Origin of the sequence: Peteryoungia aggregata LMG 23059, from assembly GCF_030814435.1 — a bacterium.
In the GTDB taxonomy this organism is placed as follows: domain Bacteria; phylum Pseudomonadota; class Alphaproteobacteria; order Rhizobiales; family Rhizobiaceae; genus Allorhizobium; species Allorhizobium aggregatum.
Genome location: NZ_JAUSUW010000006.1, coordinates 90,883 through 114,193, shown reverse-complemented (window position 1 = coordinate 114,193; position 23,311 = coordinate 90,883). Strand labels below are relative to the sequence as shown.

Annotated in this window: 23 protein-coding genes; 12 read left to right on the top strand and 11 right to left on the bottom strand. The window is 61.2% G+C overall.

Features of this window, described 5'->3' with window-relative positions:
• Positions 1 to 17: 17 nt before the first annotated feature.
• Together J2045_RS11765 and J2045_RS11760 are read right to left on the bottom strand one after the other, a co-directional pair.
• Positions 18 to 3,167, bottom strand: coding sequence for an efflux RND transporter permease subunit (locus J2045_RS11765; RefSeq protein WP_307372956.1), 3,150 nt, complete (start codon positions 3,165 to 3,167; stop codon positions 18 to 20).
• Positions 3,164 to 4,375 carry an efflux RND transporter periplasmic adaptor subunit gene (locus tag J2045_RS11760; protein WP_307372955.1) on the bottom strand — a complete coding sequence of 404 codons (1,212 nt, stop codon included), beginning with the start codon at positions 4,373 to 4,375 and terminating at the stop codon, positions 3,164 to 3,166. The genes J2045_RS11765 and J2045_RS11760 overlap by 4 nt, the downstream gene beginning before the upstream one ends.
• Positions 4,376 to 4,647: 272 nt before the next feature.
• On the opposite strand from J2045_RS11760, the gene J2045_RS11755 reads away from it, so the two are divergent.
• Positions 4,648 to 7,125 carry an ATP-dependent helicase gene (locus tag J2045_RS11755; RefSeq protein WP_307373315.1) on the top strand — a complete coding sequence of 826 codons (2,478 nt, stop codon included), beginning with the start codon at positions 4,648 to 4,650 and terminating at the stop codon, positions 7,123 to 7,125.
• Positions 7,126 to 7,175: 50 nt separating this feature from the next.
• Here the strand turns inward: J2045_RS11755 and J2045_RS11750 are convergent, their stop codons facing one another.
• Positions 7,176 to 7,775 (bottom strand): thymidine kinase, encoded by a 600-nt coding sequence (locus tag J2045_RS11750; protein ID WP_307372954.1) that lies wholly within the window; start codon positions 7,773 to 7,775, stop codon positions 7,176 to 7,178.
• A 324-nt stretch (positions 7,776 to 8,099) separates the two neighbouring features.
• Between J2045_RS11750 and J2045_RS11745 the strand changes: the two genes are divergently transcribed.
• Entirely contained in the window at positions 8,100 to 8,879 is a 780-nt protein-coding gene (locus tag J2045_RS11745) for a glycosyltransferase family 25 protein (protein ID WP_307372953.1), read from the top strand.
• A 1-nt stretch (position 8,880) separates the two neighbouring features.
• Here J2045_RS11745 and J2045_RS11740 read toward each other — a convergent pair whose 3' ends face one another.
• Positions 8,881 to 9,159, bottom strand: coding sequence for a DUF6074 family protein (locus J2045_RS11740; RefSeq protein ID WP_166602333.1), 279 nt, complete (start codon positions 9,157 to 9,159; stop codon positions 8,881 to 8,883).
• 387 nt (positions 9,160 to 9,546) lie between these two features.
• Here J2045_RS11740 and pncA point away from each other — a divergent pair, with 387 nt between their 5' ends.
• From pncA to panB, 3 genes are all read left to right on the top strand, one after another.
• Entirely contained in the window at positions 9,547 to 10,173 is a 627-nt protein-coding gene (gene pncA, locus J2045_RS11735) for a bifunctional nicotinamidase/pyrazinamidase (protein ID WP_166602332.1), read from the top strand.
• A gap of 89 nt (positions 10,174 to 10,262) precedes the next feature.
• Complete coding sequence (gene panC / locus J2045_RS11730) at positions 10,263 to 11,135, top strand: pantoate--beta-alanine ligase (protein WP_166602331.1); 873 nt, start codon at positions 10,263 to 10,265, stop codon at positions 11,133 to 11,135.
• A 1-nt stretch (position 11,136) separates the two neighbouring features.
• Positions 11,137 to 11,964 (top strand): 3-methyl-2-oxobutanoate hydroxymethyltransferase, encoded by an 828-nt coding sequence (gene panB / locus J2045_RS11725; RefSeq protein ID WP_307372950.1) that lies wholly within the window; start codon positions 11,137 to 11,139, stop codon positions 11,962 to 11,964.
• Here panB and J2045_RS11720 read toward each other — a convergent pair whose 3' ends face one another.
• Entirely contained in the window at positions 11,965 to 12,213 is a 249-nt protein-coding gene (locus tag J2045_RS11720) for a DUF2164 domain-containing protein (RefSeq protein WP_307372949.1), read from the bottom strand.
• Positions 12,214 to 12,372: 159 nt separating this feature from the next.
• On the opposite strand from J2045_RS11720, the gene J2045_RS11715 reads away from it, so the two are divergent.
• Complete coding sequence (locus tag J2045_RS11715) at positions 12,373 to 13,083, top strand: AzlC family ABC transporter permease (RefSeq protein WP_307372948.1); 711 nt, start codon at positions 12,373 to 12,375, stop codon at positions 13,081 to 13,083.
• Entirely contained in the window at positions 13,080 to 13,391 is a 312-nt protein-coding gene (locus J2045_RS11710) for an AzlD family protein (RefSeq protein ID WP_307372947.1), read from the top strand. The genes J2045_RS11715 and J2045_RS11710 overlap by 4 nt, the downstream gene beginning before the upstream one ends.
• Positions 13,392 to 13,395: 4 nt before the next feature.
• Here J2045_RS11710 and J2045_RS11705 read toward each other — a convergent pair whose 3' ends face one another.
• Entirely contained in the window at positions 13,396 to 15,231 is a 1,836-nt protein-coding gene (locus tag J2045_RS11705; protein ID WP_307372946.1) for an aminopeptidase P family protein, read from the bottom strand.
• A 262-nt stretch (positions 15,232 to 15,493) separates the two neighbouring features.
• Here J2045_RS11705 and J2045_RS11700 point away from each other — a divergent pair, with 262 nt between their 5' ends.
• Positions 15,494 to 15,667: a hypothetical protein gene (locus tag J2045_RS11700; protein ID WP_166602325.1), complete on the top strand. Its 174-nt coding sequence runs from the start codon at positions 15,494 to 15,496 to the stop codon at positions 15,665 to 15,667.
• A 146-nt stretch (positions 15,668 to 15,813) separates the two neighbouring features.
• Here J2045_RS11700 and J2045_RS11695 read toward each other — a convergent pair whose 3' ends face one another.
• The 3 genes from J2045_RS11695 to J2045_RS11685 form a co-directional block, all read right to left on the bottom strand.
• Positions 15,814 to 16,698, bottom strand: coding sequence for a 50S ribosomal protein L11 methyltransferase (locus J2045_RS11695; RefSeq protein WP_307372944.1), 885 nt, complete (start codon positions 16,696 to 16,698; stop codon positions 15,814 to 15,816).
• 104 nt (positions 16,699 to 16,802) lie between these two features.
• Entirely contained in the window at positions 16,803 to 17,402 is a 600-nt protein-coding gene (locus J2045_RS11690) for an SCO family protein (RefSeq protein WP_307372943.1), read from the bottom strand.
• A gap of 121 nt (positions 17,403 to 17,523) precedes the next feature.
• A complete protein-coding gene (locus tag J2045_RS11685; protein ID WP_307372942.1) occupies positions 17,524 to 17,679 on the bottom strand; it encodes a hypothetical protein in 156 nt (51 codons plus the stop codon).
• Between the two features lie 138 nt (positions 17,680 to 17,817).
• Here J2045_RS11685 and J2045_RS11680 point away from each other — a divergent pair, with 138 nt between their 5' ends.
• The 4 genes from J2045_RS11680 (at position 17,818) to J2045_RS11665 (ending at position 21,826) form a co-directional block, all read left to right on the top strand.
• Positions 17,818 to 18,609, top strand: coding sequence for a DUF2189 domain-containing protein (locus J2045_RS11680; RefSeq protein ID WP_307372941.1), 792 nt, complete (start codon positions 17,818 to 17,820; stop codon positions 18,607 to 18,609).
• Positions 18,610 to 18,796: 187 nt separating this feature from the next.
• Positions 18,797 to 20,764, top strand: coding sequence for a methyl-accepting chemotaxis protein (locus J2045_RS11675; protein WP_307372939.1), 1,968 nt, complete (start codon positions 18,797 to 18,799; stop codon positions 20,762 to 20,764).
• A gap of 2 nt (positions 20,765 to 20,766) precedes the next feature.
• Positions 20,767 to 21,231, top strand: coding sequence for a chemotaxis protein CheW (locus J2045_RS11670; protein ID WP_006725961.1), 465 nt, complete (start codon positions 20,767 to 20,769; stop codon positions 21,229 to 21,231).
• A gap of 232 nt (positions 21,232 to 21,463) precedes the next feature.
• Complete coding sequence (locus J2045_RS11665; protein WP_307372937.1) at positions 21,464 to 21,826, top strand: hypothetical protein; 363 nt, start codon at positions 21,464 to 21,466, stop codon at positions 21,824 to 21,826.
• Positions 21,827 to 22,033: 207 nt separating this feature from the next.
• Here the strand turns inward: J2045_RS11665 and J2045_RS11660 are convergent, their stop codons facing one another.
• On the bottom strand, positions 22,034 to 22,522 hold the full coding sequence (locus J2045_RS11660) for a CreA family protein (RefSeq protein ID WP_307372935.1): 489 nt from the start codon (positions 22,520 to 22,522) through the stop codon (positions 22,034 to 22,036).
• A gap of 46 nt (positions 22,523 to 22,568) precedes the next feature.
• Positions 22,569 to 23,207 (bottom strand): 3'-5' exonuclease, encoded by a 639-nt coding sequence (locus J2045_RS11655; protein ID WP_307372934.1) that lies wholly within the window; start codon positions 23,205 to 23,207, stop codon positions 22,569 to 22,571.
• Positions 23,208 to 23,311: the final 104 nt, after the last annotated feature.

The window sequence follows — 23,311 nt, the reverse complement described above, 5'->3', positions numbered from 1 at the left end:
CGACCGGCGCGCCTTGCTCATTCGGCGGCAATCCGTGGCGGAGCACCGGGATCATTGGCGATCTTCAGGGTCGCATCGTCAAGCTCGGTCTTCAGGCGCGCCTCCTCATGGGCGTGAGGCCTGGAGAAGCGGGCGAGCAGAAGGTAGGCGACGGGCGTGATATACAGCGTCACCAGGGTGGCCACGCCGAGCCCTCCAACGATCACCCATCCTAGCGCAATGCGCGCCTCAGCACCGGCTCCCTGGGCGAGCACCAGCGGCACGCCTCCGAGAACGGTTGCGATCATCGTCATCATCACAGGACGAAGCCGTATGGTGCAGGCGTTCTCGATCGCCTCGCGCACGGAAAGCCCCCTGTCACGCAGCTGGTTGGCGAATTCGACGATCAGGATGCCGTTTTTCGCCATGACACCCACCAGCAGGACCAGACCGATCTGGCTGTAGACATTCAATGTCGAACCGGTGACGACTAGAGCAAAGACGGCACAGGCAAGACCAAGGGGCACCGTCGCCATGATGATCAACGAAGAGACGATGCTCTCAAACTGCGCTGCGAGCACCAGGAAGATGATGGCGATCGCAAAGCCGAAGGTCAGTGCCATCCCGTAGCTGTTCTCCTCCAGCGTCGCGGCTTCGGCGAGCGGAATGAGCCGCGATCCTGGCGGCAGCAGTGGTTGCGCGATTTCGGTCACCGCCTGCACCGCATCCCCAAGTGTCACGCCATCGGCAAGACCGGCGGAGAAGGAGACCGATGCCAGTTGCTGCTCGCGGTTGAGCGTCGGAGAGACCACCTTTTCCTCAAGTGTTGCAATGGTCGACATGGGCACCACCCGCCCGTCCGAGGTGGTCAGGAAGATGTTCTCCAGGTCTGTCGGATCGTTGATCGGCTGGGTACTCGAAACGAGGCGGACCGGGATCGCGTTTCCGTCGACGAAGACATCGGTGACGGAACGGCCTTCCAGCAGTGCCTGGAGCGAGGCACCGATTGCTCCGATGTCGATCCCGAGGTCTGAGGCGCGTTCGCGGTCGATGGTAACGGAGATCTGGGCCTGCGTCGGCTCGTTGTCGAGGCGCGGTGTCTGGAACTCCGGGCGGTCGCGCATCTGCTCGATAACCTGCAGGGCTGCCCCCGTCAGCTTGTCATGTGTCGAGCCGACAAGGGCCATCTGCAGCCCGTTTCCGGCGCCCCTAATCCGCAGACTGTTGCTCTGGAACACGTTGCCGCGCAGGGCCGGCACACGAGCCGCTGCGGCGTTTACGTCCTGCACGATCTGATCCTGCGTACGCGCCCGCTCAGACCATGGTGCAAGCGTCATGACCATGAAGGCGCTGTTGGAAGCCCCCTGACCGGAGATCGAGAAGATGTTCTGGATCTCGCCGCTGTCGCGAAGCGGCTGAAGATTTTCCTCCACCCGCTGCAACTGGTCGCGCGTATAGGCGAGGCTGGAGCCCTGCGGCGTGGTGAGACGCATCATCACCATCGAGCGATCTTCCCGTGGCGTCAATTCGCTGCGGATCGCGGTAAAGGCGCCATAGGCGGCTGCCGAGAACATCACCGCAACAACGACCACCACCATGGGATTGCCGAGACAGGCGTGCAGGCTGCGTTTGTAGGCGGCGGCGAACAGCGAGCCGAAGGCGCCCAGCAGCCCCTTGTTGTGATCCGCAGGGCGAGACAGCATGCGCGATGCCATCATCGGACACAGTGTCAGGGCCGTCACCGACGACAGAAGCACGGCAAAGGCGAGAACGAAACCGAACTCCCGGAAGAGCCCACCGAGCTGCCCCGGCAGAAAGGAAAGCGGCACGAAGACGGCGGCGAGCGTCGCCGTTGTCGCAAGAACCGCAAAGAACACCTCCTGTGTTCCGAGCACAGCCGCCGCACGCGGCCCCATGCCTTCGGACCGGCGACGTACGATATTCTCCAGCACAACGATCGCATCATCGACCACCAGGCCGGTGGCCAGCACGATCGCGAGCAGGGTCAGGATATTGATCGAGAAGCCGACGAGATAGATGGCAACCAGCGTACCGATCAGCGCCACCGGCATGGTCAGCGCCGGGATCAGCGTTGCTCGCCAATCTCTGAGGAAAAGATAGAGAACGACAAGCACGATCGCGGCGGAGAGACCGAGCGCCAGTTCCACCTCGTGCAAGGCGCCCTGGATGAATACCGCATCGTCGCTGGTGACAACCACACGTGTGCCCTCCGGCAACGCAGCTGCCATGGCGTCCACGGCCGCATGAACACCGGCCGAGATGTTGAGCGTGTTCGATTGCGCCTGACGGATGACCCCAAGCCCGACCCCGGGCACCCCGTTGGAGCGGAGTGATGTCGAGCCTTCGTCGGGACCCAGCGTGACAGTGGCCACATCACCGAGCCTGATCCGGTCTCCGATCAGGACATTCTCGAAATCCTCGACCGAAGTCAGGTTTGCGGTGGCCCGTACGACGATATCCTGGGTCTGCGACTGCAGCGAACCAGCCGGCACGTCCAGCGATGCGTTCTGCAGCCCTGTGGCCAGGTTCGCGACCGTCAGACCACGACCCGCAAGAGCCGCCTGGTTGACGTCGATGCGGAAGACCTTCTCCTGGTCGCCATAGACCTGGACATCGGCAACGCCCTCCACGGCCGCCAGCCGGTCGGAGATCTCGTTTTCGACCAGCAGGGTCAGATCTTCCATCGACAGCGTGCTGGAGGTCACGGCCAACCGCATGATCGGCTGGGAATCTGCGTCCGCCTTGACGATCCGCGGCTCCTCGGCATCATCCGGCAACTGGTTCTGCACGCGTCCGAGAGCATCGCGCACGTCGTTGGCCGCAACAGCAAGATCGACCGTATCGCCGAATTCCAGTGTCGTGCGGCTGGAGCCGAATTCCGAACGCGAGGACATGGACTTCATGCCGCTCACCCGTGCGACGGCCCCTTCGATGACCCGCGTCACCTCCTGATCCATGGTTTCGGCCGAGGCACCGTCGTAATCGGTGCTGACAGTGATGACCGGCTGGTCGACGTCAGGCAGTTCGCGGATCTCGATGCCCGCAAGGGCTGCAAGCCCGGCGACCACGAGGAGCGTGTTGAGGACGGCCGCCAGCACCGGCCGGCGGACGAAGAGAGCCGTAAAACTGCGGCCAGACTGTTCGGATCCGGTTTCGGTTGTACTCATCGCGTGGCGACCTCCTCGGACGGGACTTTCTCGGCTCCGGCAACTTCGACGGCTCCGCCTTCGCGAACCCGCTGCAGCCCCTCGACGGCAACGATATCACCATCCTTGAGCGGAGCATCGACCAGGATCTGGTCGGAGTTGCGCTGAATGATGCGGACACGGGTCTTGACGGATTTGGCATCGACGATCTGCCACACGAAGGATCCTTCGCCGTCCCATTGCACGGCCAGCGGATTGACTGCGGGATAACGGTCTCCTGCGAACCGCATGACGACGTTGAACGACATGCCCGCCCGCAGCACGTCGTCGGGATTGTCGATCCTGGCCCGTATCCGGATTGTACGGCTGGCCTCGTCCACGCGGTTGTCGACGGCTTCGACCTCCCCCGAGAACGTCTGGCCCGGACGCGCAACGGACGTCGCCTCGACGGGCATGCCGGGCTTCACCGCCACCGCGAAACGTTCCGGTGCCCAGAAGTCGATGAGCAACTGCGTCCGATTGTCGAGCGAGACGATGGCGCTGCTGTTGGTGACATTATCGCCGACACTCACACCGATGATCCCGATCATGCCATCGATAGGCGCCACGATATCGCGCCGCTTGAGGTTCAGTTCCGCCGTGGTGAGTTGCAATTGCGCCTGCTCTTCGGCGATCTTCGCATCGAGCACATCAAGACGCGAAAAGCTCTGCAGATTACGGTAGGACTCGGCCTTTTCCCGGGCGCTGCGCAGCGCGACGGCAGCGAGGTCCCGCAGGATCAGCTGCTCTTCGCGGTCGAGGCGGGCAATCACATCGCCCTTCTTCACCGACTGTCCGGAGGCGACCAGGATCTCCGAGATCATCCCTGATGTTTGCGGCATCACGGTCACCGCCTCGATGGCCTCGCCGTCGCCGATGGCGCCGAGACGATCATTCACCGTGCCGATCGTGACCGGCTGCGTCGCGACCAGAATGGCCTGGCTGCCACGCCTCTGGCCGCCCTGATTCTGGCCACCTTGACCTTGGCCCTGTGCCTGCCGCGCATTTCCCTGAGGCGCCTGCCCGCCCCCTGGGCCCTCTGCCTCACCAGATGAAACCAGCGCCACGAGCGCCTGCGGCACACCCATGCCAATCAGCGTCTGCCCTGCCCCTGGCGACAGGTAGATCCAGGAGCACAGTCCGATGAAAAGCAGCAGGATACTGACGGCGGCTTGCTTCCAGAGAGGCATTTGGAACTCCGAGAACTGAATTGGGTAGCAGCTAGTATCGGATACAAACAGAAAGTGGCAATGCCGGAAGAACAAGCTTACCGAATTGTAATCTCGCGCGTTTTCACAGCGGCGTGATGACGATCGTCAACCTGGGGCTGCGCAGGGCGAAACCACACAGAACATCGTGCCATGTTGAGGCTCACGCAAAAACCCGTGTGCAAGGGCATTGGTGGAATGAAACCAGAACGCCATCACTGGCCTTTCCAATCCGAATCACTACATTGAGCCGCATGAGTAACGGTTTCGACGACATACCCTTCTTCGATGAAGAGCCTGCGCCGCGCAAGCCGGCTACGCCCGCTGCCCCGAGTGCAGGCGCACCTGCGGGCGGCGGCCTCGGCATTGCGGCCCGCGCCATGGCAGCCCGCGACCAGGCCCGTGCGCCCGACTACCTCTCCGGCCTCAATCCCGAGCAGCGCGAGGCGGTCGAAACCGTCGATGGCCCCGTGCTCGTTCTCGCGGGTGCAGGCACCGGCAAGACCCGCGTGCTCACGACCCGCATCGCCCATATCCTCGCGACCAGTCGTGCCTTTCCCAGCCAGATCCTCGCGGCGACCTTTACCAACAAGGCCGCCCGCGAGATGAAGGAGCGTATCGGCCATCTCGTTGGCGGCGCCGTCGAAGGCATGCCCTGGCTCGGCACCTTCCACTCGATCGGCGTTAAGCTGCTGCGTCGGCACGCCGAGCTCGTCGGCCTCTCCTCCGATTTCACCATTCTCGACACCGACGATGTCGTGCGGCTGATCAAGCAGATCATCCAGGCCGAAGGCCTCGACGACAAGCGCTGGCCGGCAAAGCAGTTCGCCCAGATGATCGACGGCTGGAAGAACAAGGGCCTCGACCCCGCACAGATCCCCGAGGGAGATGCCCGCGCCTTTGCCAATGGCAAGGGCCGCGAACTCTATGCCGCCTATCAGGCCCGCCTCAAGACCTTGAATGCCTGTGATTTCGGCGACTTGCTGCTGCATCCGATCCGGATGTTCAAGGCGAACCCGGACGTTCTCAAGGAATACCACCAGCGCTTCAAATACGTTCTGGTCGACGAGTATCAGGACACCAACACGGCCCAGTACATGTGGCTCAGGCTGCTTGCCCAGCGCCCTCCGGGCGTGCCGCAGAATGTCTGCTGCGTCGGTGACGACGATCAGTCGATCTATGGCTGGCGCGGCGCCGAAGTCGATAACATCCTGCGCTTCGAGAAGGACTTTCCGGGCGCCAAGGTGATCAAGCTCGAGCGCAATTATCGCTCCACCGAACATATCCTGGGTACCGCCGGCCACCTGATCGCCCACAATGAAGGTCGGCTTGGCAAGACGCTGTTCACCGACCGAGTCGATCCGAACGACGGTAAAGTCGTGGTACACAAGGCATGGGATTCGGAAGAGGAAGCCCGTGCCGTCGGCGAGGAAATTGAACAGCTCCAGCGCCAGCAGCATCCGCTTAACAATATGGCGATCCTGGTGCGCGCTTCCTTCCAGATGCGCGAATTCGAAGACCGCTTCGTGACGCTCGGTCTCAACTACCGCGTCATCGGTGGCCCGCGCTTCTACGAGCGCCTCGAAATCCGCGATGCCATGGCCTACTTCCGCCTGGTCTGCCAGCCAGCCGACGACCTTGCCTTCGAGCGCATCGTCAATACGCCGAAGCGAGGCCTCGGCGACACGACAATCCGAAACCTGCATGACTATGCCCGCGCCCGCAACATCCCGATGCTTGCGGCAGCGGCCGACATCATCGACACGGACGAGTTGAAGCCCAAGGCCCGCAAGGCGCTCTTTGACGTGGTCGCCGACTTTCGCCGTTGGCAGTCTCTTCTCGAAAACACACCGCACACCGAACTCGCCGAGCAGATCCTCGACGAGAGCGGCTACACGGCCATGTGGCAGAACGACAAGTCAGCGGAAGCTCAGGGACGATTGGACAATCTTAAGGAACTCATTCGTTCAATGGACCAAGAGGAAAGCATGCGTGCCTATTTAGAGCGCGTAGCATTGGTCATGGATGCCGAGCAAAACGCCGATATGGATGCCGTATCCATCATGACATTGCACTCGGCCAAAGGTCTGGAATTCGAAACCGTTTTCCTGCCCGGCTGGGAGGAAGGTCTGTTCCCTCACCAGCGTGCTCTCGACGAAGGCGGTCGTGCCGGCCTCGAAGAAGAGCGCCGTCTCGCCTATGTCGGCATCACGCGTGCCAAACGTCGATGCCATATCTGGTTTGTCGAGAATCGCCGGATTCACGGCCTCTGGCAATCGACGCAACCGTCGCGTTTCCTTGAAGAGCTACCTTCTGCACACGCAGAATATGATGAAACCTCTGGCAGCTTTGGCGGTTACGGTCGCAACCCCTACGGCCAGTCGCGCTTCGACAAGCAGGAACCCTTTCAGAACAGCTATTCGACACCGGGCTGGAAGCGCGCCCAGGCCAACAAGACCGATGCCACGCGCGACAACTGGGGCAACCGCTCAGGCCATGCGGTGGAGCGCATCGGTTACGGCGAAAGCGGCCCGCGCGCCAAGACCATCGACGGGGAACTGGTCGCCAAGTCCAAGACGTCGGAACCATCCCGCTTCTCGGTGGGCGATCGCGTCTTCCACATCAAGTTCGGTAACGGCAATGTTTCTGCGATCGAGGGCAACAAACTGACGATCGACTTCGATCGCGCCGGACAGAAACGGGTGCTGGACGGATTTGTCGAGCTGGCGTGAACACCAAGATCGAAGAACAGGTGGCGCCGTCTGGCGCCCCTGAATGATCCTCAGGCCGCTGAGTAAACCTCTTCCGCAGCAAAGGCGCGCTGCCAGTGACGCCGGCAAAGCGAGGTATAGGTCTCGTTTCCACCGATAAGCACCTGAGCGCCGTCCTTCTGCGCCTTGCCGTCTTCGCCCATGCGCACCACCATGGTCGCCTTGCGGCCACAATGACAGATCGAGCGTGCCTCGGTGAGTTCGTCGGCGATGGCGAGCAACGCCTTGGAACCGGGGAAGAGCTCGCCGCGAAAATCTGTTCTCAGCCCATAGGCCATGACCGGGATGTCGAGCATGTCGACGATCCGCGCCAGTTGCCAGACCTGGTCCGTCGTCATGAACTGCGCCTCGTCGATGAAGACGCAGGAGAGCGGCGATGTCTCGTGATCGGCTTTGATCGCGGCAAAGAGGTCGTCCTGCGCACCGAAGATGTCAGCCTCGGCCCTGAGCCCGATCCGTGACCCGATGAAGCCTTTGCCGACGCGGTTGTCCAAAGCGCTGATCAGCGTTGCGACCCGCATGCCGCGTTCGCGGTAATTGTAGGCAGCCTGCAGAAGAAGCGTCGATTTGCCAGCATTCATGGTGGCATAGATGAAATGAAGTTTGGCCAAGGCTTTGCCGCTGTTGAGTTGAATATCTGCCGGAAACCGCAGTTCTAGGGACGTCGCGGGCCATGGACAAGCGTATCGTCGGCATTGCCAACAACCAAAATTGCGAAAAGGTGGAGAACAGTCGCACCTTGAGCACCTTGCGGATGCCGAAGAGGTGATCAAAGTGACAGGTTTTGGATCGCAGATTGAATGCGGTGGAACATCCGGGGCGGGTTTCTCGACCCAGGCAGTTGAGCGCACTCAGTTGACGCCCAAGCGGGGATTGCTATGACTGCCGGGCCTATGACTTCACGGCCCGACAGGGCCTCTCCCGCGGAGCACGACTTGCAGTTCCTGCCTGAAAGCCGCTTATCCATGGCGGTCTACCTGATCAACATGGATGGTGCGACCGACCGTCTTGCCGCGATGGAGCGCAAGGCAGGTCACGCCGACCTGGACTTCCAGCGTGTTCCGGGGGTGGAGGGTCGAAAGCTCACGTTTCCGACACCGGATTTCAGCGAAAAGAGCTACAGGTTGTTGCACGGACGGCGCACCACGCCGGCCGAAATCGGCTGCTACCTGAGCCATGTCGAATGTGCACGACAGTTTCTCGCCAGCGATGCAGACATCGCGTTGATACTGGAAGACGACGTCTCCTTCGAGCCGGATTTCCTCGAAACCGTCGATCTCGCCAGCTGTCATCGCAACGATTGGGATGTCCTGCGGCTGACCACCGTCAACGACGGAAAAAAATTTGCGTTCCGACAGTTGAAGTCCGGACGAAGCCTCGCAATAGCCCTGACACGGGAAAAAGGGGCTGGCGCCTATATCGTCAACCGCAAAGCAGCAACCTGGATCGTGGAGCGGCTTCTGCCGATGAAACTCGCCTACGACATCGCTTTCGACCTGGAATATCTCGACGGCTTGCGCGCGGCTTTCGTCCACCCTCTTGTTGCAAGCCAGCGATCGGAGCACCCGACCCAAATTCAGGCCAACATCAAGGAATACAAGCTCTCACGCTGGCGCTATCTGACCGTTCTGCCCTATCGGACATATCTGGAAGTTACGCGCTTTGTCGCACGCGGCATCACGCTGATGCGGCACAAGCTGAAGTCGGCCCGATAGTTCAGCCCCGCGCGGCTTCCTCGCGGTGCAGCCACATGAGCTCTATCTGCACGGCAGCCTGAAAATCCATGATCTCGGCGCGCATGTCCTCTTCCGGGCAACCGAGCGCGAGCAATTCGTTGCCAAGCCCACGGCACGTCGTCTTCCAGAACTCCGTGGCCGCGTAGCCATTCAGGCGATCAAGTTCGATCGCGGAACGGCGCACCAGATCCCTACGGTTCGCGAGTGGAAAGAAGGCGATGGTCGGGTTGTTCTGGCCGTTCATGGCTTGGCTACTCATGCGAAACATCCTCACGTTACGGCATGTGTTTAGAATCACATGGTTAACGTTCCGTTTCGCAGCAATGCCGGACACGCCGAAGTGTGCCAAAAGTGAGCCTGTCCCAGGCAGGTTCCCGGGCAGTTTCCCGCATATGAACTGCCGGCGGAAAGTTCATCCCCCAGCCGATGCGGCCTGCCCTTTGTCCATCACGACCATCGCGGCAGTATCAATTGGGCTTGCTTCCCGATCGATGCGTCACCGCCAACCGCCCGAGCGATGAAGCGAGTCGCACATGGCGGCAGCACAGGTGTTCCATCTGCGGAGCAGCGAGGAAATCTCCCGATTGCACTTGATCACAAGGCTCGCGATTGCCATCTTGCGCCGCACAAGAAATGGAGCGCGACCATGACGAAGGCCCTTCTGCTGATCGACATCCAGAACGGCTTCTGCCCCGGCGGCAATCTGCCGGTTGCGGAAGGCGACGCGGTCGTGCCGGTCGCCAACCGCCTGATGGCAAGCGGCGCCTATGACCTCATCGTCGCGTCACAGGACTGGCACCCCGCCAACCATGGCAGCTTTGCCTCCCAGCATCCGGGCAAGATCCCCTTCGATATGGGCGAATTGTCCGGCCAACCGCAGGTCATGTGGCCGGATCACTGTGTCCAGGGCACTCTGGACGCGGAGTTCCATCCGGATCTCGAAACGGCACGCATCGACTTCATCCAGCGCAAGGGCGAGAAACCTGATGTCGACAGCTACTCCGCCTTCCGTGACAACGACAAGGCGGCGCTCACGGGTCTTGCAGACTGGCTGAGGACAAAGAGTGTGACGGAACTCGACGTGATGGGGCTTGCGACGGACTATTGCGTGAAGTTCTCAGCCCTCGATGCAGTTGACATGCTGCCGGGCCTGAAGGTTCGCCTGATTGCCGACGGCTGCCGAGGCATCGATACAAAGGGCGTGGACGACGCCATCACTGCGATGCGCGACGCAGGCGTCGAGATCACGGACAGCAAGCGAATCGGTTTCTGAGCAAAGGCCTGCAACAGATTCGTGCGATTGCCTTTTTTGGCGGCAAGCGCTAGAGCCGAGCCAACGACAAGACAGGAAGGACGCCGGTCATGGAAGTCGTCACCACGATCGCCGCTTTGCGACAGAAGCTCTTGCCTCGCCGCCGTGCCGGCCAGACCATCGGCTTCGTGCCAACCATGGGTTACCTCCACCAGGGGCACCTGAGCCTGGTCGGCCGTGCCAAGTCTGAAAACGACGTCACCGTGGTCTCGATCTTCGTCAACCCGCTGCAGTTCGGCAAGAACGAGGACCTGGAGAAATACCCCCGCGACCTCGCCCGCGACAGCGCCATGCTGGACGAGGCCGGCGTTGATTTCCTCTTCGCACCGGACGTTGAGGACATGTATCCGGAACCTATGCAGACGGTGGTGGACCTTCCGAGGCTCGGATCCGAACTCGAAGGTGAAGCCCGGCCGGGCCACTTCGCCGGTGTCGCCACAGTCGTCACCAAGCTCTTCAACATCGTGCAACCCGACAACGCCTATTTCGGCGAGAAGGACTACCAGCAGGTCACGATCATCAGGAAGATGGTCGAGGATCTGGCGCAACCGGTGCGCATCGTCCCGGTTGCAACGGTGCGCGAGGCCGATGGCCTCGCCTGCTCGTCGCGCAATGTCTATCTCTCGACTGCCGAACGCACCGCCGCCGTTATCGTGCCGAAGACCCTGGCCGAGGCCGAGCGCCTGCTGCGGACCGGCATCAGGGACGTTGCGACGCTGGAAACAAGGCTTCTGGAATTCGTCCGCACCGAACCGCTTGCCGAGCCGGAGGTCGTGGCCATCCGCGACCCGCGAACACTCGAGCGGATCGATATGGTGAAGGACACCGCCCTCGTTCTTCTGTATGTCCGCTTCGGCAAGACGAAGCTTCTCGACAACCGCATCATCGGCCAAGCGGCCGCCACCGGCATGGAGGCCGCCTGACATGAGCACACCACCCCGCCAGAAGCGCCTGACGCCCGCCGACATCACGGCACTGAAGGGCAACCGCCCGGTCGTTTCCCTGACCGCCTACACGACGCCCATCGCCCGGATCCTCGACCGCCATTGTGACCTGCTTCTGGTCGGCGACAGCCTTGGAATGGTTCTCTACGGCCTGGAAACGACGGTCGGCGTGACCATGGACATGATGATCGCCCACGGTCAGGCCGTGATGCGTGGCACCGCACGCGCCTGCGTGATCGTCGATCTGCCCTTCGGCTCCTATCAGGAGAGCAAGGAGCAGGCCTTCCGCAACGCTGTTCGGCTGATGAAGGAAACCGGCTGCGACGGCGTGAAGCTCGAGGGTGGCGCCGAAATGGCCGAAACCGTGGAGTTCCTGGTCACCCGCGGCGTGCCGGTCTTCGGCCATATCGGCCTGATGCCGCAACAGGTGAATACGTCGGGCGGTTACCGCTCCAAGGGCCACAGTGAAGCCGAGCAGGACAAGATCCGCCGCGACGCCAAGGCGATCGACGAGGCCGGCGCCTTTGCCATGGTCATCGAGGGCACCGTCGAGCCCTTGGCACGGGAAATCTCGGCCAATGTCAGAGCCGCCACCATCGGCATCGGCGCCTCGCCGGCCTGCGATGGCCAGATCCTGGTCTCCGACGACATGCTCGGCCTGTTCAACGAGTTCAAACCGCGCTTCGTCAAGCATTACAGCGAATTGGCCGAGGTCATCGACAAGGCCGCCAGCGATTATGCATCCGAGGTGAAGGAGCGCGTCTTCCCCGGTCAGGAACACACGTTCCAGATCCGCCCGAAGAAATAGTCAGGCCTCCGGCAGCCGCTCCATTTCGTAGAGCGCATCGTTGATCTGATCGACCTGCCGGGCAATGAGCGCCTGCGCGTCGCGCAGTCCCTTGTTGTAGTAATGCGGCCCGATTAGCCGGGCGACCAGATCGACCAGCGTCTCGACCTCGAAGCGCCCGAGCTCCGTTTCGGCCTCATCGGACAGATGACGCTGAACCTTGAGCAACAGCCGCTCCCTGTCCTCGCGACTGATCAGATCCTTCTCCATCTGCCTTTTCTCCACATCGGATGCGACTTTTCGACAAGACGGAAATCCCGTCCGGATGGCAATGCCATTCATCAATGGCGGTCGTCGTTCCATCAGCGGAATTGGTTTGTCGATCAGAGCGACAGGCTTTAGCCAGCAGAAGAACGCGAGAAGTCTATAATGTCCCGATCCCCCTTTGCCGAAGGCGCGCTGAAGGCGCTGCCTGTCATCATCTCCGCAGGTCCCTTTGCCGTTCTCTTCGGCGCGGTCGCCGTGGCGAACGGCCAGACGGTTGCGGAAGCTGCGCTGATGAGCGCCACCGTCTATGCCGGCGCCAGCCAATTGGTCGGCATCGAACTTTTCGGCCAGGCCGTGCCGATGTGGGTTGTGATCCTCTCGATCCTGGCGGTGAATTTCCGCCACATCCTCTATTCGGCGGCCCTCACCCCGTTCATCGATCACTTCACCCTGCCGCAGAAACTGCTCAGCTTCTTCCTGCTGACCGACCCACAATTTGCCGAGGCCGTGGCGCGCGGTGAAAGCGGCCGGGAGGTTAGCTTCCCCTGGTATTTCGGCTTCGGCGCGATGATCTACGTTCCCTGGGTCGCCATGAGCGCGCTTGGCGGCGCCCTTGGCAGCGTCATCGGCAATCCCGCCGACTACGGGATCGACGTGCTGCTGCCGATCTACTTCCTCGGCCTCGTTCTCGGCTTCCGCAAGCGCGGCAATTTCCTGCTGATCGTGGCCGTAAGTGCCGTCGTCTCCGTCGCTGCCCAGCATGTGGTAGGCGCGCCCTGGCATATCAGCATTGGAGCTGTGGCCGGCATCGTGCTCGCAGCTCTCCTGCCTCTTCCCCCGTCAGAGAAATCTGTCGAGGAGGTCGCCCGATGAGCACCTGGCTGACGCCCAACATGACGCTGCTGATCGCAGCTGCGGCCGTTGCAACCTTCCTCACCCGGATCGCCGGCTATGTGCTGGTCAAGCGGCTAAAGAACATGCCGCCCCGGCTGGAGGCTGCGCTGAATGCCGTGCCGGCTGCGGTGCTGACGACGCTTGTCGCGCCCGCCTTCTTCTACGGCCAAATCGACGTGAAGGCCGCCATGGCGGCGGCCCTTCTCATCGGCCTGCGTTTCTCCGCCATTCCGATGCTGATCGGCGGCTGGGCCGCCGTCATGCTGATGCGGCAGGTGATCGGCTGATCCCTTAGCGCTCGAACGGCGCCGTTGCATGCTCCAACCAGGCGCGCGTGGCGGCATCTGAAATGAGCGGCAACAGCTCTTCCCGTGTCTTGGCGTGATAGGCATCGAGCCAGCGCAGCTCGTCGCGCGTCAGCAGATCTTCCACGATCAGCGCGCGATCGATCGGCACATAGGTCAGCGTCTCGAAACCGAGCATAGGCTGATCGCCACCCTCGATCGCCTCGGCCTCGCGCACATAGATCAGGTTTTCGATGCGGATCCCGAAATTGCCGGGGCGGTAGTAACCCGGTTCGTTCGAGAGGATCATGCCGGGCAGAAGCTCCTGCGTCGAAAGCCGGGCAATACGCTGCGGCCCCTCGTGGACGGACAGATAGGACCCGACGCCATGCCCCGTGCCATGGGCGAAGTCTGCCCCGGCCTTCCACAGTGCAATGCGCGCCAGGGGATCCAGATCGCAGCCCCGCGTGCCCTTCGGGAAACGCGCAGCACTGATCGCAATCATGCCCTTGAGCGCCAGCGTGAAGAAGCGCCTCTGTTCATCCGGGACCTCTCCGACCGCAAGGGTGCGGGTGATGTCAGTGGTGCCGTTCACATACTGCGCGCCCGAATCGATCAGGAACATCTCGCCGGACCGGATCTGGCGATCACTTTCGCTGGTCACCCGGTAGTGCATGATGGCGGCATTCTCACCGGCACCCGAAATCGTGTCGAAGGAGATGTCCTTCAGCGGGTTCTGCATCCGCTCACCGACTGCGGCGCGCACCGCTTCGAGTTTCCTGGCAGCCGCGATTTCAGTCAGGCTGCCGGCGGGTTGCTGGTTGAACCAGTGCAGGAACTCCACCATGGCAACGCCGTCCTGCAGATGGGCGGCGGCCGAGCCGTTGAGCTCGACCATGTTCTTGACCGCGCGACCGAGCTTGGCAGGATCATTGCCCTCGACGACCTCGCCGCCGCTCTCCCGGATCATGCGGGAGAGCGCATAGGGTGTAAGATCGGGATCAACCAGGATACGGGCACCATCGCGGGCCACCCGCTCCAGCCGCTCGGAGAGAACGGCGGGATCGACCTGCTCGCACAGATCACGCAGATAGCTTTCGACGTCCAGATTGGTCTTGGCACTGTCGAGGAAGAGTTCGGCAGAACCATCCGACTTGATGATGGCGCGCGATAGCGGGTGCGGCGTATGCGGGACGTCATTGCCACGCAGATTGAAGATCCAGGCGACCGAAGATGGATCGGCGATCAGGACGGCTGCGAGATTTCTGTCGGTGAGGTCAGCCGCGATCGTCGTGAGCTTTTCAGCCGCCGAGACACCGGCATGGTTGAGCGCCTGGATGATCACGGCGCCCTTGGGCTCGGCCGGACGGTCCGCCCACAGACGATCGATCGGGTTGAACGGCAGAAACACAAGACTGCCGCCCTTATCCGCAAGCGCTTTTTCCAGACGCCGGACCTCTGCACCGGTGTGCATCCAGGGATCGATGCCCAGCCGAAAACCTTTGGCCGCCCGGTTCTCTATCCATCTGTGAGGCGGCTCGCCGACGAGGTCACCCGGCGTGAACACCGAAGCATCCACCTGCTGGGCAAGCTGGGTGACGTATCGGCCGTCAACGAACACCACAGCCAGGGTCTCGGTGACAAGCAGCAGCCCGGCAGAACCGGTGAAACCTGTCACCCAGGAGAGCCGTTCGGCCGACTCGGGGACATATTCGCCGAGATATTCATCCGAGCGTGGCACGAGCAGTCCGTCGATCCCAAGTTCACCAAACAGCCCCCGGAGCAAGGCGATCCTCGACTTGGCATGATGCGGCGTGGACTTGACCTCATAGGACTGAAACATGGATGTGCTCACAATGGGTTGCGGATTCTGACTGCGCTTATAGCAAGCCCGCTGCGCCCTCACCACCAGCAGCGCATCGTTTCGCGGCAATTGCCGCAAGGCGAGATCAGAACCGCCACAATTTCAGGCAAGCCTCATGTTGCTATGCAGCAAACGCAGATCTCCCGTGCCCCAAGCCACCTGCCTGACCCGCTCTTCAAGGCCTATATAGGGAGCATGGAGGACGCGAACTTCGTGTCCCAAACGGAAAAGGATCAGAAAGATGGCACAGTCTTTCCTGCGCACCGCCCTGAACAACCTCGTCGAAGCACGCCAGCGTCGAGCCGATCTCTATGCCACCGGCGCGCTGCTGTCACTTGATGACGCTTCCCTCGAAGCCATGGGCCTGAAGCGCGACGAACTGCGCCGCCGTCCGCATCAGCGTTCGATCATCTGATCACCAGGACGGCAAACCGTCCGGTCCATTCTCCGCTGGAGCGCTCCTCCCACGCTCGCGGACCACGGCGCGGTGTCATGCCGATGCCAGAAAGGCGGCTCCATGTGGGCCGCCTTTTCTCTTTCAGCAACAACTGACGTTACGTTTCAGCCCTGACCTTGCGTGAAGTGTATGGTCACCCAACCATTGCGCCAGATCGTCCTGACATGCGAGAGCCCCTCGCCGCTATAGGCCGCAATCACCTTCCAGCGCTGTTCAGCCAGAATGCCGGACAGGATCACCGACCCGTTTGCCGCCAGATGCGTCACGAGTTGCGGCGCCATCTTGATCAATGGCCGCGCCAGGATATTGGCAATGATCAGATCGAAGGGACCGTGTTCGCGGAAGGCAGTCGAATGAAAGCCGGGCGCTGTCCGAAAATCGATGCCGTCTACGATCTGGTTGCGACGGGCATTTTCGCGGGCGACGCGAACAGCGATCGGATCGATATCCGTGGCCAGCACCGGTACCGGAAGCAGTTTGCGAACAGCAATGGCAAGAACGCCGCTGCCCGTGCCGAGGTCGAGGGCATTGCGGACCTTGCGGGCCCTGACAACCCTTTCGATCACTTCCAGACAACCCGCCGTCGTGCCGTGATGGCCGGTCCCGAAAGCCTGGCCCGCATCGATCTCGATTGCGACGTCATGCGGCTGCACCTTGTCGCGGTCGTGCGAACCATGCACCAGGAAACGACCGGCACGCACAGGCTTGAGGCCTTCTAGCGACTTGGCGATCCAGTCGACATCCGGGATCACCTCGCGCTGGACGGGAAGGTCCGGGAACTCTTCGGCGAGCAACTCTTGCACGCGCGGCAGGACTTCTTCTTCCTCGTCCATCATCAGATAGATCGAGGCCTCCCATATGTCCGATTTTTCGTCGACTTCGGTTGTCGCAATCGCGAAATCCTCCTCGCCGAAAGCGAAGCTCATCAGATCGAGGATCCGGTTGGCATTCTTTTCGGTCGTGGTCACATAAAAGCGAATTTCGCTCACGGTCTGTCTTCCTCGAAGGGGATGTCTGGAAGGGGCTTGTCGGTCAGGCGTTGCGGTACAACGCTATTGCCGCCGTGGCAACCTCCTCCGTCCGAACCCCGACATTAGCCCTTCATCAGGTTTTCGAGCTTCTTGATCGCCGTCTCCGGATTCTCGCCATAGGCAATCGTGCCCTTGAAGCGCCCATCGGCATCCAGCAGGAAGATCGAGGCCGTGTGATCCATCGTGTAGTCGCCATCTGGCTGGCTCTCATCCAGCGGGATCTTCTTGGCATAGACCCTGAAGCCCTTGACGACCTCGGCGACCTTCGCAGGCTCGCCCGCAATCCCGATCACCCGATCCGTGACATTCGAAATGTAACGACCGAGGATCTCAGGCGTGTCGCGCTCGGGATCAACAGTCACGAAATAGGCCTGAAGCCCCTTCGCATCCGGATCCACCTGCTTCATCCAGCCGTCGAGCTCGAAGAGCGTCGTCGGGCAGACCTCAGGGCAATGGGTGAAGCCGAAGAAGAGCGCCGTCGGCTTGCCCCGGAACGCGGCCTCGGTCACCGGCTTTCCATCCTGATCAACCAGTTGGAAGGGCACACCAAACGGCGCCTCCGCCATCTGCTCTCCGGACTGTGTGACCTGATAGGTCAGCCAGCCCAGAACGCCCGCCATGACGACGACCGCCGCCCACAAGATGACCCTGACCGTTTTCATGAGCGCAAATCCCTGAATGCAAAATCCATGTGAACGCCGATAAGCCCCTGATCCTCGAAAGGCAATTCAACTCGGCGTAAAACCGCGAATGAGCGCCGATTTGTCACGTCTGTGGGGAGCTTCAGAAGCAGTAGGCGAGCCCGGACTCGATCAGCGACAGGAAGATCGCACCGCCGAAGCGCATCCATCCAAGAAAGACCGCGACGCTGAAAAGCGTCCCTGCGAGAAACAGGGCGGCATAGGGCAGCCATCGTTGTAAGCGCACGACTTCGATCATCTTGCGATCCTAGCGCAGTTTGCAGAGGATGAAACGCGAGATTTTGATCGGCAATAGAGAGATTTGACTGTTATCAAGGAACGCAATGCGCTTTTGCTGACAGATTGCCGTAGCAGCCAGACGTCTTGGGAGGGATCAATGGAACAGCAGGCACTCGAACGCGGATCACTGCCGAAACTTCAGATCAACCCGTTGCGCATGGAGGATGTTCGGGCCGCGTTCGCCGACGGCTGGCGTGATTTCCGCACCTATCCCGGATTCGGCCTCTTCTTCGGCGCGATCTATGCACTCGGCGGCCTCTTTATTGCGGTCATGCTGACCTACTACCACCTGCCCTGGATGATCATTCCCGTGGCAATCGGCTTCCCGCTGATCGGCCCCTTCGTCGCCGTCGGGCTCTACGAGATCAGTCGCCGGCACCGGCTGGGAGAACCGATCGCCTGGAAGGCGGTGCTGGGAGAGGTGTTCCGCCAGCGCGAACGGCAACTCTCCTGGATGGCCTTCGTTGTCCTGTTCATCTTCTGGATCTGGATCTACCAGGTAAGGCTGCTGATGGCGCTGTTCCTCGGCTTCCGCATTCCCGCCACCCTGGAGGCCTTCGCGAACGTGGTGCTGACCACGCCTGCCGGTCTTCTCTTTCTTGCCGTCGGCACAGTCGTGGGCGCCGTTCTCGCCATCATCCTGTTCACGGCCACCGTCATCTCGATGCCGCTGCTTCTGGATCACGACGTCGATTTCGTCACCGCAATGCTGACGAGCATGCGCACCGTCATCGAAAATCCGCGACCGATGCTAACCTTTGGCGTGATCGTCGCGGGCATGGCGATTCTCGCGCTGGTTCCCTTCTTCCTGGGGTTGCTCGTCGTCCTGCCCCTCGCAGGCCATGCCACCTGGCACCTTTATCGCCGCGCAATCACGGCAAACACATGATCTGAAGAAGAGAACACGGCCGCATGGCGCCCTGATTAGTTTTAGATTAACTAATATTAGAGATTCTGCGTTTGCGTGATGACCGAAAGGTCAGACGGACATGATCGTCCACGGGAACCCCCTTCCCGGCTTCGCATGACATGCCACCGGTGTGCATGGGCCACCGGGATCGAGGCTGGGGACACCAATGTTCAATTTCATCACGGGTAAGGACCTGTCGGTCAAGCAGCGACTGATGACGCTCGGCGCGGCTGCGGTGATCGGCATCGGTTCGATGCTGACAGTCGGCTGGTACCAGAATGCGCAGATCTCGACCGCGATCCAGGAGTCGATCGAAATCAAGGACGAAGTCGAGCGGATCAATGAGATGCGGCTCGCCAACGCCAACATGGTTCTTGCGGCCATGGACACAATCATCGACCGCATGGAAGGCCAGATCCAGCCTGAACGCGTCGATATCATGAACGCGGCGGCCACCCTCCTCAATGACGGCATCCCGATCCTCAAGGACGTCGCGAACGAAGCGGGCATTCCCGGGGAGGTCGCAAGCTACGAGACCGACCTCAAGATCGTCGTCCAGGCAATCCAGGTTGATCTGAAGCGAATGGTCGAGACGAATGCACCCGAGGCGGACTATGCCGCGATCGATGACGCGATCGACGGAGCGGGCGAGCGACTGGCGGGGGTTCTGAACAATCTCTCCGCTCTGGGCGGCAATCTCGTGGAAGACTACGTCAGCGAGGCCACCAACCGAAGCGACCAGGCGCTGACCTTCCAGCTTGGCTTGGGTAGCCTTGCCTTCATCACGGTCGTCGCGCTGCAGTTCATCCACGGCAACTCGATTGCCAACGGCATCCGCATCGTCCGCAATGGCATGCAGCAGATTATCGATGGCGACTACGATTCGCATGTTGGCGGAACCGACAGACGTGACGAGATCGGCGGCATGGCCCGCTCGGCCGACATCTTCCGCAAGGCGGCGATCGAGAAACGGGATCTGGAACATGCCAGCAAGACGCAGCGCGAGCAGAACGAAGCCGAGCGGGAAAGCCGCACGGCGGCCATGGAATCAGACACCCGCGCCCTCAAGATCGCGGTCGATGCCCTCGGCGAGGGTCTCAAGCGACTTTCGGAAGGCGACCTCTGCGCAGCCATCACCAGCCCCTTCCCACCGGATCTCGAGAGGCTGCGCAACGACTTCAACGAGGTCTCCGGCAACCTGAAGCGGGTGATGAGCGAGATTGCCACCAACAGCAGCTCGATCCATGCGAACGGTCTCCAAATGCGCTCAGCAGCGGACGATCTCGCACGGCGGACGGAGCAGCAGGCGGCCTCGCTGGAAGAAACATCCGCCGCACTTTCCGAAATCACGGAAACGGTCCGCACGGCAACCGACCGGGCCGAAGAAGCCAGCCATATGGTCGACAATGCCAAGGTCTATGCCGAGAAATCGGGAACCGTTGTCAGCGACGCCATGTCGGCAATGGAACGAATCGAAGGCGCGACAGGCGAAATCGGAAAGATCATCAACGTCATCGACGAGATTGCATTCCAGACCAACCTCCTGGCGCTCAATGCCGGCGTCGAGGCGGCGCGTGCGGGTGACGCGGGCAAAGGTTTCGCCGTGGTTGCCCAGGAAGTCCGGGCCCTGGCCGGACGGGCCGCCGAGGCGGCACGGGACATCAAGACACTCGTCGGTCGTTCAAGCGACGAAGTTCGCACGGGGGTTGAGCTGGTAACCGCCACAGGTGAGGCTCTGCACCGGATCGGCGAAGATGTTTTGCGAATTAACGAGCACGTTAAGGCAATCGTTACCAGCGCGAGAGAACAATCGATTGGACTGAGCGAGATCAATTCGGCCGTCGGACAGATGGATCAAGTCACGCAACAGAATGCCGCGATGGTGGAGCAGACCAATGCGGCAAGCCACACGCTGGCGGGTGACGCGGAAAATCTCGCGCGCCTCGTCGGACAGTTCAAGGTGACCTTGGCTGACACTGCTCATGTTCAGAAGCCGGAGCCGGCCAAAGCCGTCTCCCCTCAGAAACCGTCTCCCGCGCGGATACTGATGGACAGGGTCGCGGGATCGTCCAACCGAACGGCTTCGGCAACCGCCAGCGCTGCCGAAGCGAAAGAACACTGGGAAGAGTTCTGATCATGAGTAATGCCATCAAGCAGTCGGGTGCCTACCTGGAAATCGTTTCCTTCCATCTCGGCGACCAGGAATTCTGCATCGACATCATGGCCATCCGCGAAATCCGCGGCTGGGCACCGGTGACCCCAATGCCGCACACACCGCCATATGTCCTTGGCCTGATCAACCTTCGCGGCGCCGTCATCCCGGTCATCGATATGGCCTGCCGTCTCGGCATGAAAATGACCGAACCATCGGAACGTGCCGCAATCATCGTGACCGACATCGCCGGCAAGCTGGTCGGCCTGCTGGTCGAACAGGTCTCCGACATGATGACGATCAAGAGCGAGGACTTGCAACCGGCACCGGAAATCATCCCCGAGGCCCAGCGCGCCTTCTGCCGCGGCATCGTGGCACTTGAGAAGTCGATGGTTTGCTTCCTCAACCTCGACACGGTCATCGCAGACGAACTCGCTCAGGCAGCCTGAGCCAAGCTCTTCCCAGGAGCGGCCCCGCCTCTGCGGGGCCCGTTTCGCCAGCACACAGATGGAACGCTGTCGGCAACCGCCAGACGGCGTGTTTTTGCGTTTTGTGCGCCACGAATTCCATTGCATTTTAAAACTAATTTCTCCCAGGCGGGAACAGCCGATGGCCCGGCACGTTTCCCCTGCAACTTCCGACGAAGTGGAAGTTTCTGCAAAGAAACCAAGGAGAAACATCATGAATTCCGCTGTAAAGCTCGCGCTCGCCGGTGCACTGTCCATCACGTCCCTCTCGGGCGTAGCACTGGCACAGACTGCCGATCCCATGGTCGATCAGACCACGACCACCGGCTCCACCACCATGGCAACCGAGGGCGTGAATATTGTCCGCCTCGACAGCCTCAACAACGATCAGGACCGCCAGCAGCACACGCGCCTTGAGCAACTCGCCAATAACCAGAGCGCGCTGGTAGAAGCGCAGGCAGCGATCAATGCCGATCCCGCCGTGATGCAGGCGCTGAAGGAGCAGAGCATTGAAGTGAGCAATGTCATTGAGGTCGAGACTGCCGCAAATGGCGGAAAAATCGTCTACGTGAAGTAATCGATCGCCCACTCGAAAACGCCCTGGAACCGCGAGGTTCCGGGGCGTCTTCGGCTGGAGAGATGAACAGGTTCCTCTCCGTGCCGGTTGCGAAATTGGGGGTGACGCTCTACCGACACGCCAAGATTGTCCAATCGTGTCGAGCCTTGAAAGTGACAGCGGTCACAGAAACCGGCAGAACTGGCGATACACCCTAAACTGGTTGTTTCATTGGGGCTTTCCTGCCGTCCAGACAACGGTCTGGTTGAACAGCGGAACCGTGGATATCGCCATCTTTGCCGACCCCTCGACGACCTGCCGAGAATGCGCGAGATAGATCAGCGTATCATTCTCCTTGTCGTAGATTCGGTTGACCACCAGCGACTTCCAGATGATCGACAGCCCCTCGCGAAAGACCTCTTCGCCCTCCTCCGACAGGTCGATGTCGCCGATCTCGATCTGACCGGTTTGGCGGCAGGCAATCGAATTGTTGGAGGGATCCTCGAACCAGTTGCCCTTCGACAGGCGATCGATCAAAGAACGATCGAAATAGGTGACGTGGCAGGTTATGCCCTTCACATCAGGGTCAGTCATCGCCTCGACAATGATGTCGTTGCCGACCCAGTCGACGCCCACCTTGCCGACGACCTCTGCCGAGGCGGGCACCACGGTGGCCAGTGCGAGCGCGGTTGCGGCGAGAATACGATTGAAGGACATGGTCTTCACTCCCTTGTGAACTGCCCCCCAAAGATAAGGTCACGCCTCACGCTTGCAAGGCCGCCGCGCGTTTCGGCTTGCGGGCGAATGAACATGGCTCGTAGCCGCGACGATCAAGACGGCCAACATTCAGGCCGAGCTTCAGCGCCAGTTCGAAAGGATCGGGCACCTCCGCCTCGCGCGCCATGGCAAGGCAGGCCTCCGCACAGATGCGCGCATCTTCGGCCGCATTGTGGTGGGAAAACCTCAAGCCCAGATGGGCGGCCAGAACGTTGAGCCGATGCGAACCGAGATCTGGCCAGTGGCGCTGCGCGAGCTTGACGCTACAGAGATACGACACCTTCGGATACTCCAGTCCGCACAGGTCGAAACACGCCCTGAGGACGGAAAAATCGAAGGATGCGTTGTGGGCGATCATCCGCGCCCCCTCGAAATCCGGCACGAACTCCGCCATCACTTCGGCAAAATCCGGCGCATGCCGCGTGTGCTCGGGGCGAATGCCGTGAATGGCGGAGTTGAAGGGCGAATAGCGGTTCTCCGGCGGCCGGATCAGCCGCTCCTCGACACGCACGACCCGCCCGTCCTCGATGAAGGCCAGGCCGATCGAACAGGCGCTCGCCCGCGCCTCGGTGGCGGTCTCGAAGTCGATGGCGATCGTCTTGCCGGAAAAGTCGGGACTGGACATGGCACAAGCCATAGGGTCCGAGGGGGATTCGGGCAAGTCTCCCGATCACATCAACTTGACCTTCTCTACCGTGCCGTGCATTCTTCACCCATGTTCGGAAAACA

Excerpts from the sequence above, each read along its gene's own strand:
- J2045_RS11765 (WP_307372956.1), bottom strand. The coding sequence starts at position 3,167 with ATGAGTACAACCGAAACCGGATCCGAACAGTCTGGCCGCAGTTTTACG.
- J2045_RS11760 (WP_307372955.1), bottom strand. The coding sequence starts at position 4,375 with ATGCCTCTCTGGAAGCAAGCCGCCGTCAGTATCCTGCTGCTTTTCATC.
- J2045_RS11755 (WP_307373315.1), top strand. The coding sequence starts at position 4,648 with ATGAGTAACGGTTTCGACGACATACCCTTCTTCGATGAAGAGCCTGCG.
- J2045_RS11740 (WP_166602333.1), bottom strand. The coding sequence starts at position 9,159 with ATGAGTAGCCAAGCCATGAACGGCCAGAACAACCCGACCATCGCCTTC.
- pncA (WP_166602332.1), top strand. The coding sequence starts at position 9,547 with ATGACGAAGGCCCTTCTGCTGATCGACATCCAGAACGGCTTCTGCCCC.
- panC (WP_166602331.1), top strand. The coding sequence starts at position 10,263 with ATGGAAGTCGTCACCACGATCGCCGCTTTGCGACAGAAGCTCTTGCCT.
- panB (WP_307372950.1), top strand. The coding sequence starts at position 11,137 with ATGAGCACACCACCCCGCCAGAAGCGCCTGACGCCCGCCGACATCACG.
- J2045_RS11720 (WP_307372949.1), bottom strand. The coding sequence starts at position 12,213 with ATGGAGAAGGATCTGATCAGTCGCGAGGACAGGGAGCGGCTGTTGCTC.
- J2045_RS11715 (WP_307372948.1), top strand. The coding sequence starts at position 12,373 with ATGTCCCGATCCCCCTTTGCCGAAGGCGCGCTGAAGGCGCTGCCTGTC.
- J2045_RS11710 (WP_307372947.1), top strand. The coding sequence starts at position 13,080 with ATGAGCACCTGGCTGACGCCCAACATGACGCTGCTGATCGCAGCTGCG.
- J2045_RS11705 (WP_307372946.1), bottom strand. The coding sequence starts at position 15,231 with ATGTTTCAGTCCTATGAGGTCAAGTCCACGCCGCATCATGCCAAGTCG.
- J2045_RS11700 (WP_166602325.1), top strand. The coding sequence starts at position 15,494 with ATGGCACAGTCTTTCCTGCGCACCGCCCTGAACAACCTCGTCGAAGCA.
- J2045_RS11690 (WP_307372943.1), bottom strand. The coding sequence starts at position 17,402 with ATGAAAACGGTCAGGGTCATCTTGTGGGCGGCGGTCGTCGTCATGGCG.
- J2045_RS11685 (WP_307372942.1), bottom strand. The coding sequence starts at position 17,679 with ATGATCGAAGTCGTGCGCTTACAACGATGGCTGCCCTATGCCGCCCTG.
- J2045_RS11680 (WP_307372941.1), top strand. The coding sequence starts at position 17,818 with ATGGAACAGCAGGCACTCGAACGCGGATCACTGCCGAAACTTCAGATC.
- J2045_RS11675 (WP_307372939.1), top strand. The coding sequence starts at position 18,797 with ATGTTCAATTTCATCACGGGTAAGGACCTGTCGGTCAAGCAGCGACTG.
- J2045_RS11670 (WP_006725961.1), top strand. The coding sequence starts at position 20,767 with ATGAGTAATGCCATCAAGCAGTCGGGTGCCTACCTGGAAATCGTTTCC.
- J2045_RS11665 (WP_307372937.1), top strand. The coding sequence starts at position 21,464 with ATGAATTCCGCTGTAAAGCTCGCGCTCGCCGGTGCACTGTCCATCACG.
- J2045_RS11660 (WP_307372935.1), bottom strand. The coding sequence starts at position 22,522 with ATGTCCTTCAATCGTATTCTCGCCGCAACCGCGCTCGCACTGGCCACC.
- J2045_RS11655 (WP_307372934.1), bottom strand. The coding sequence starts at position 23,207 with ATGTCCAGTCCCGACTTTTCCGGCAAGACGATCGCCATCGACTTCGAG.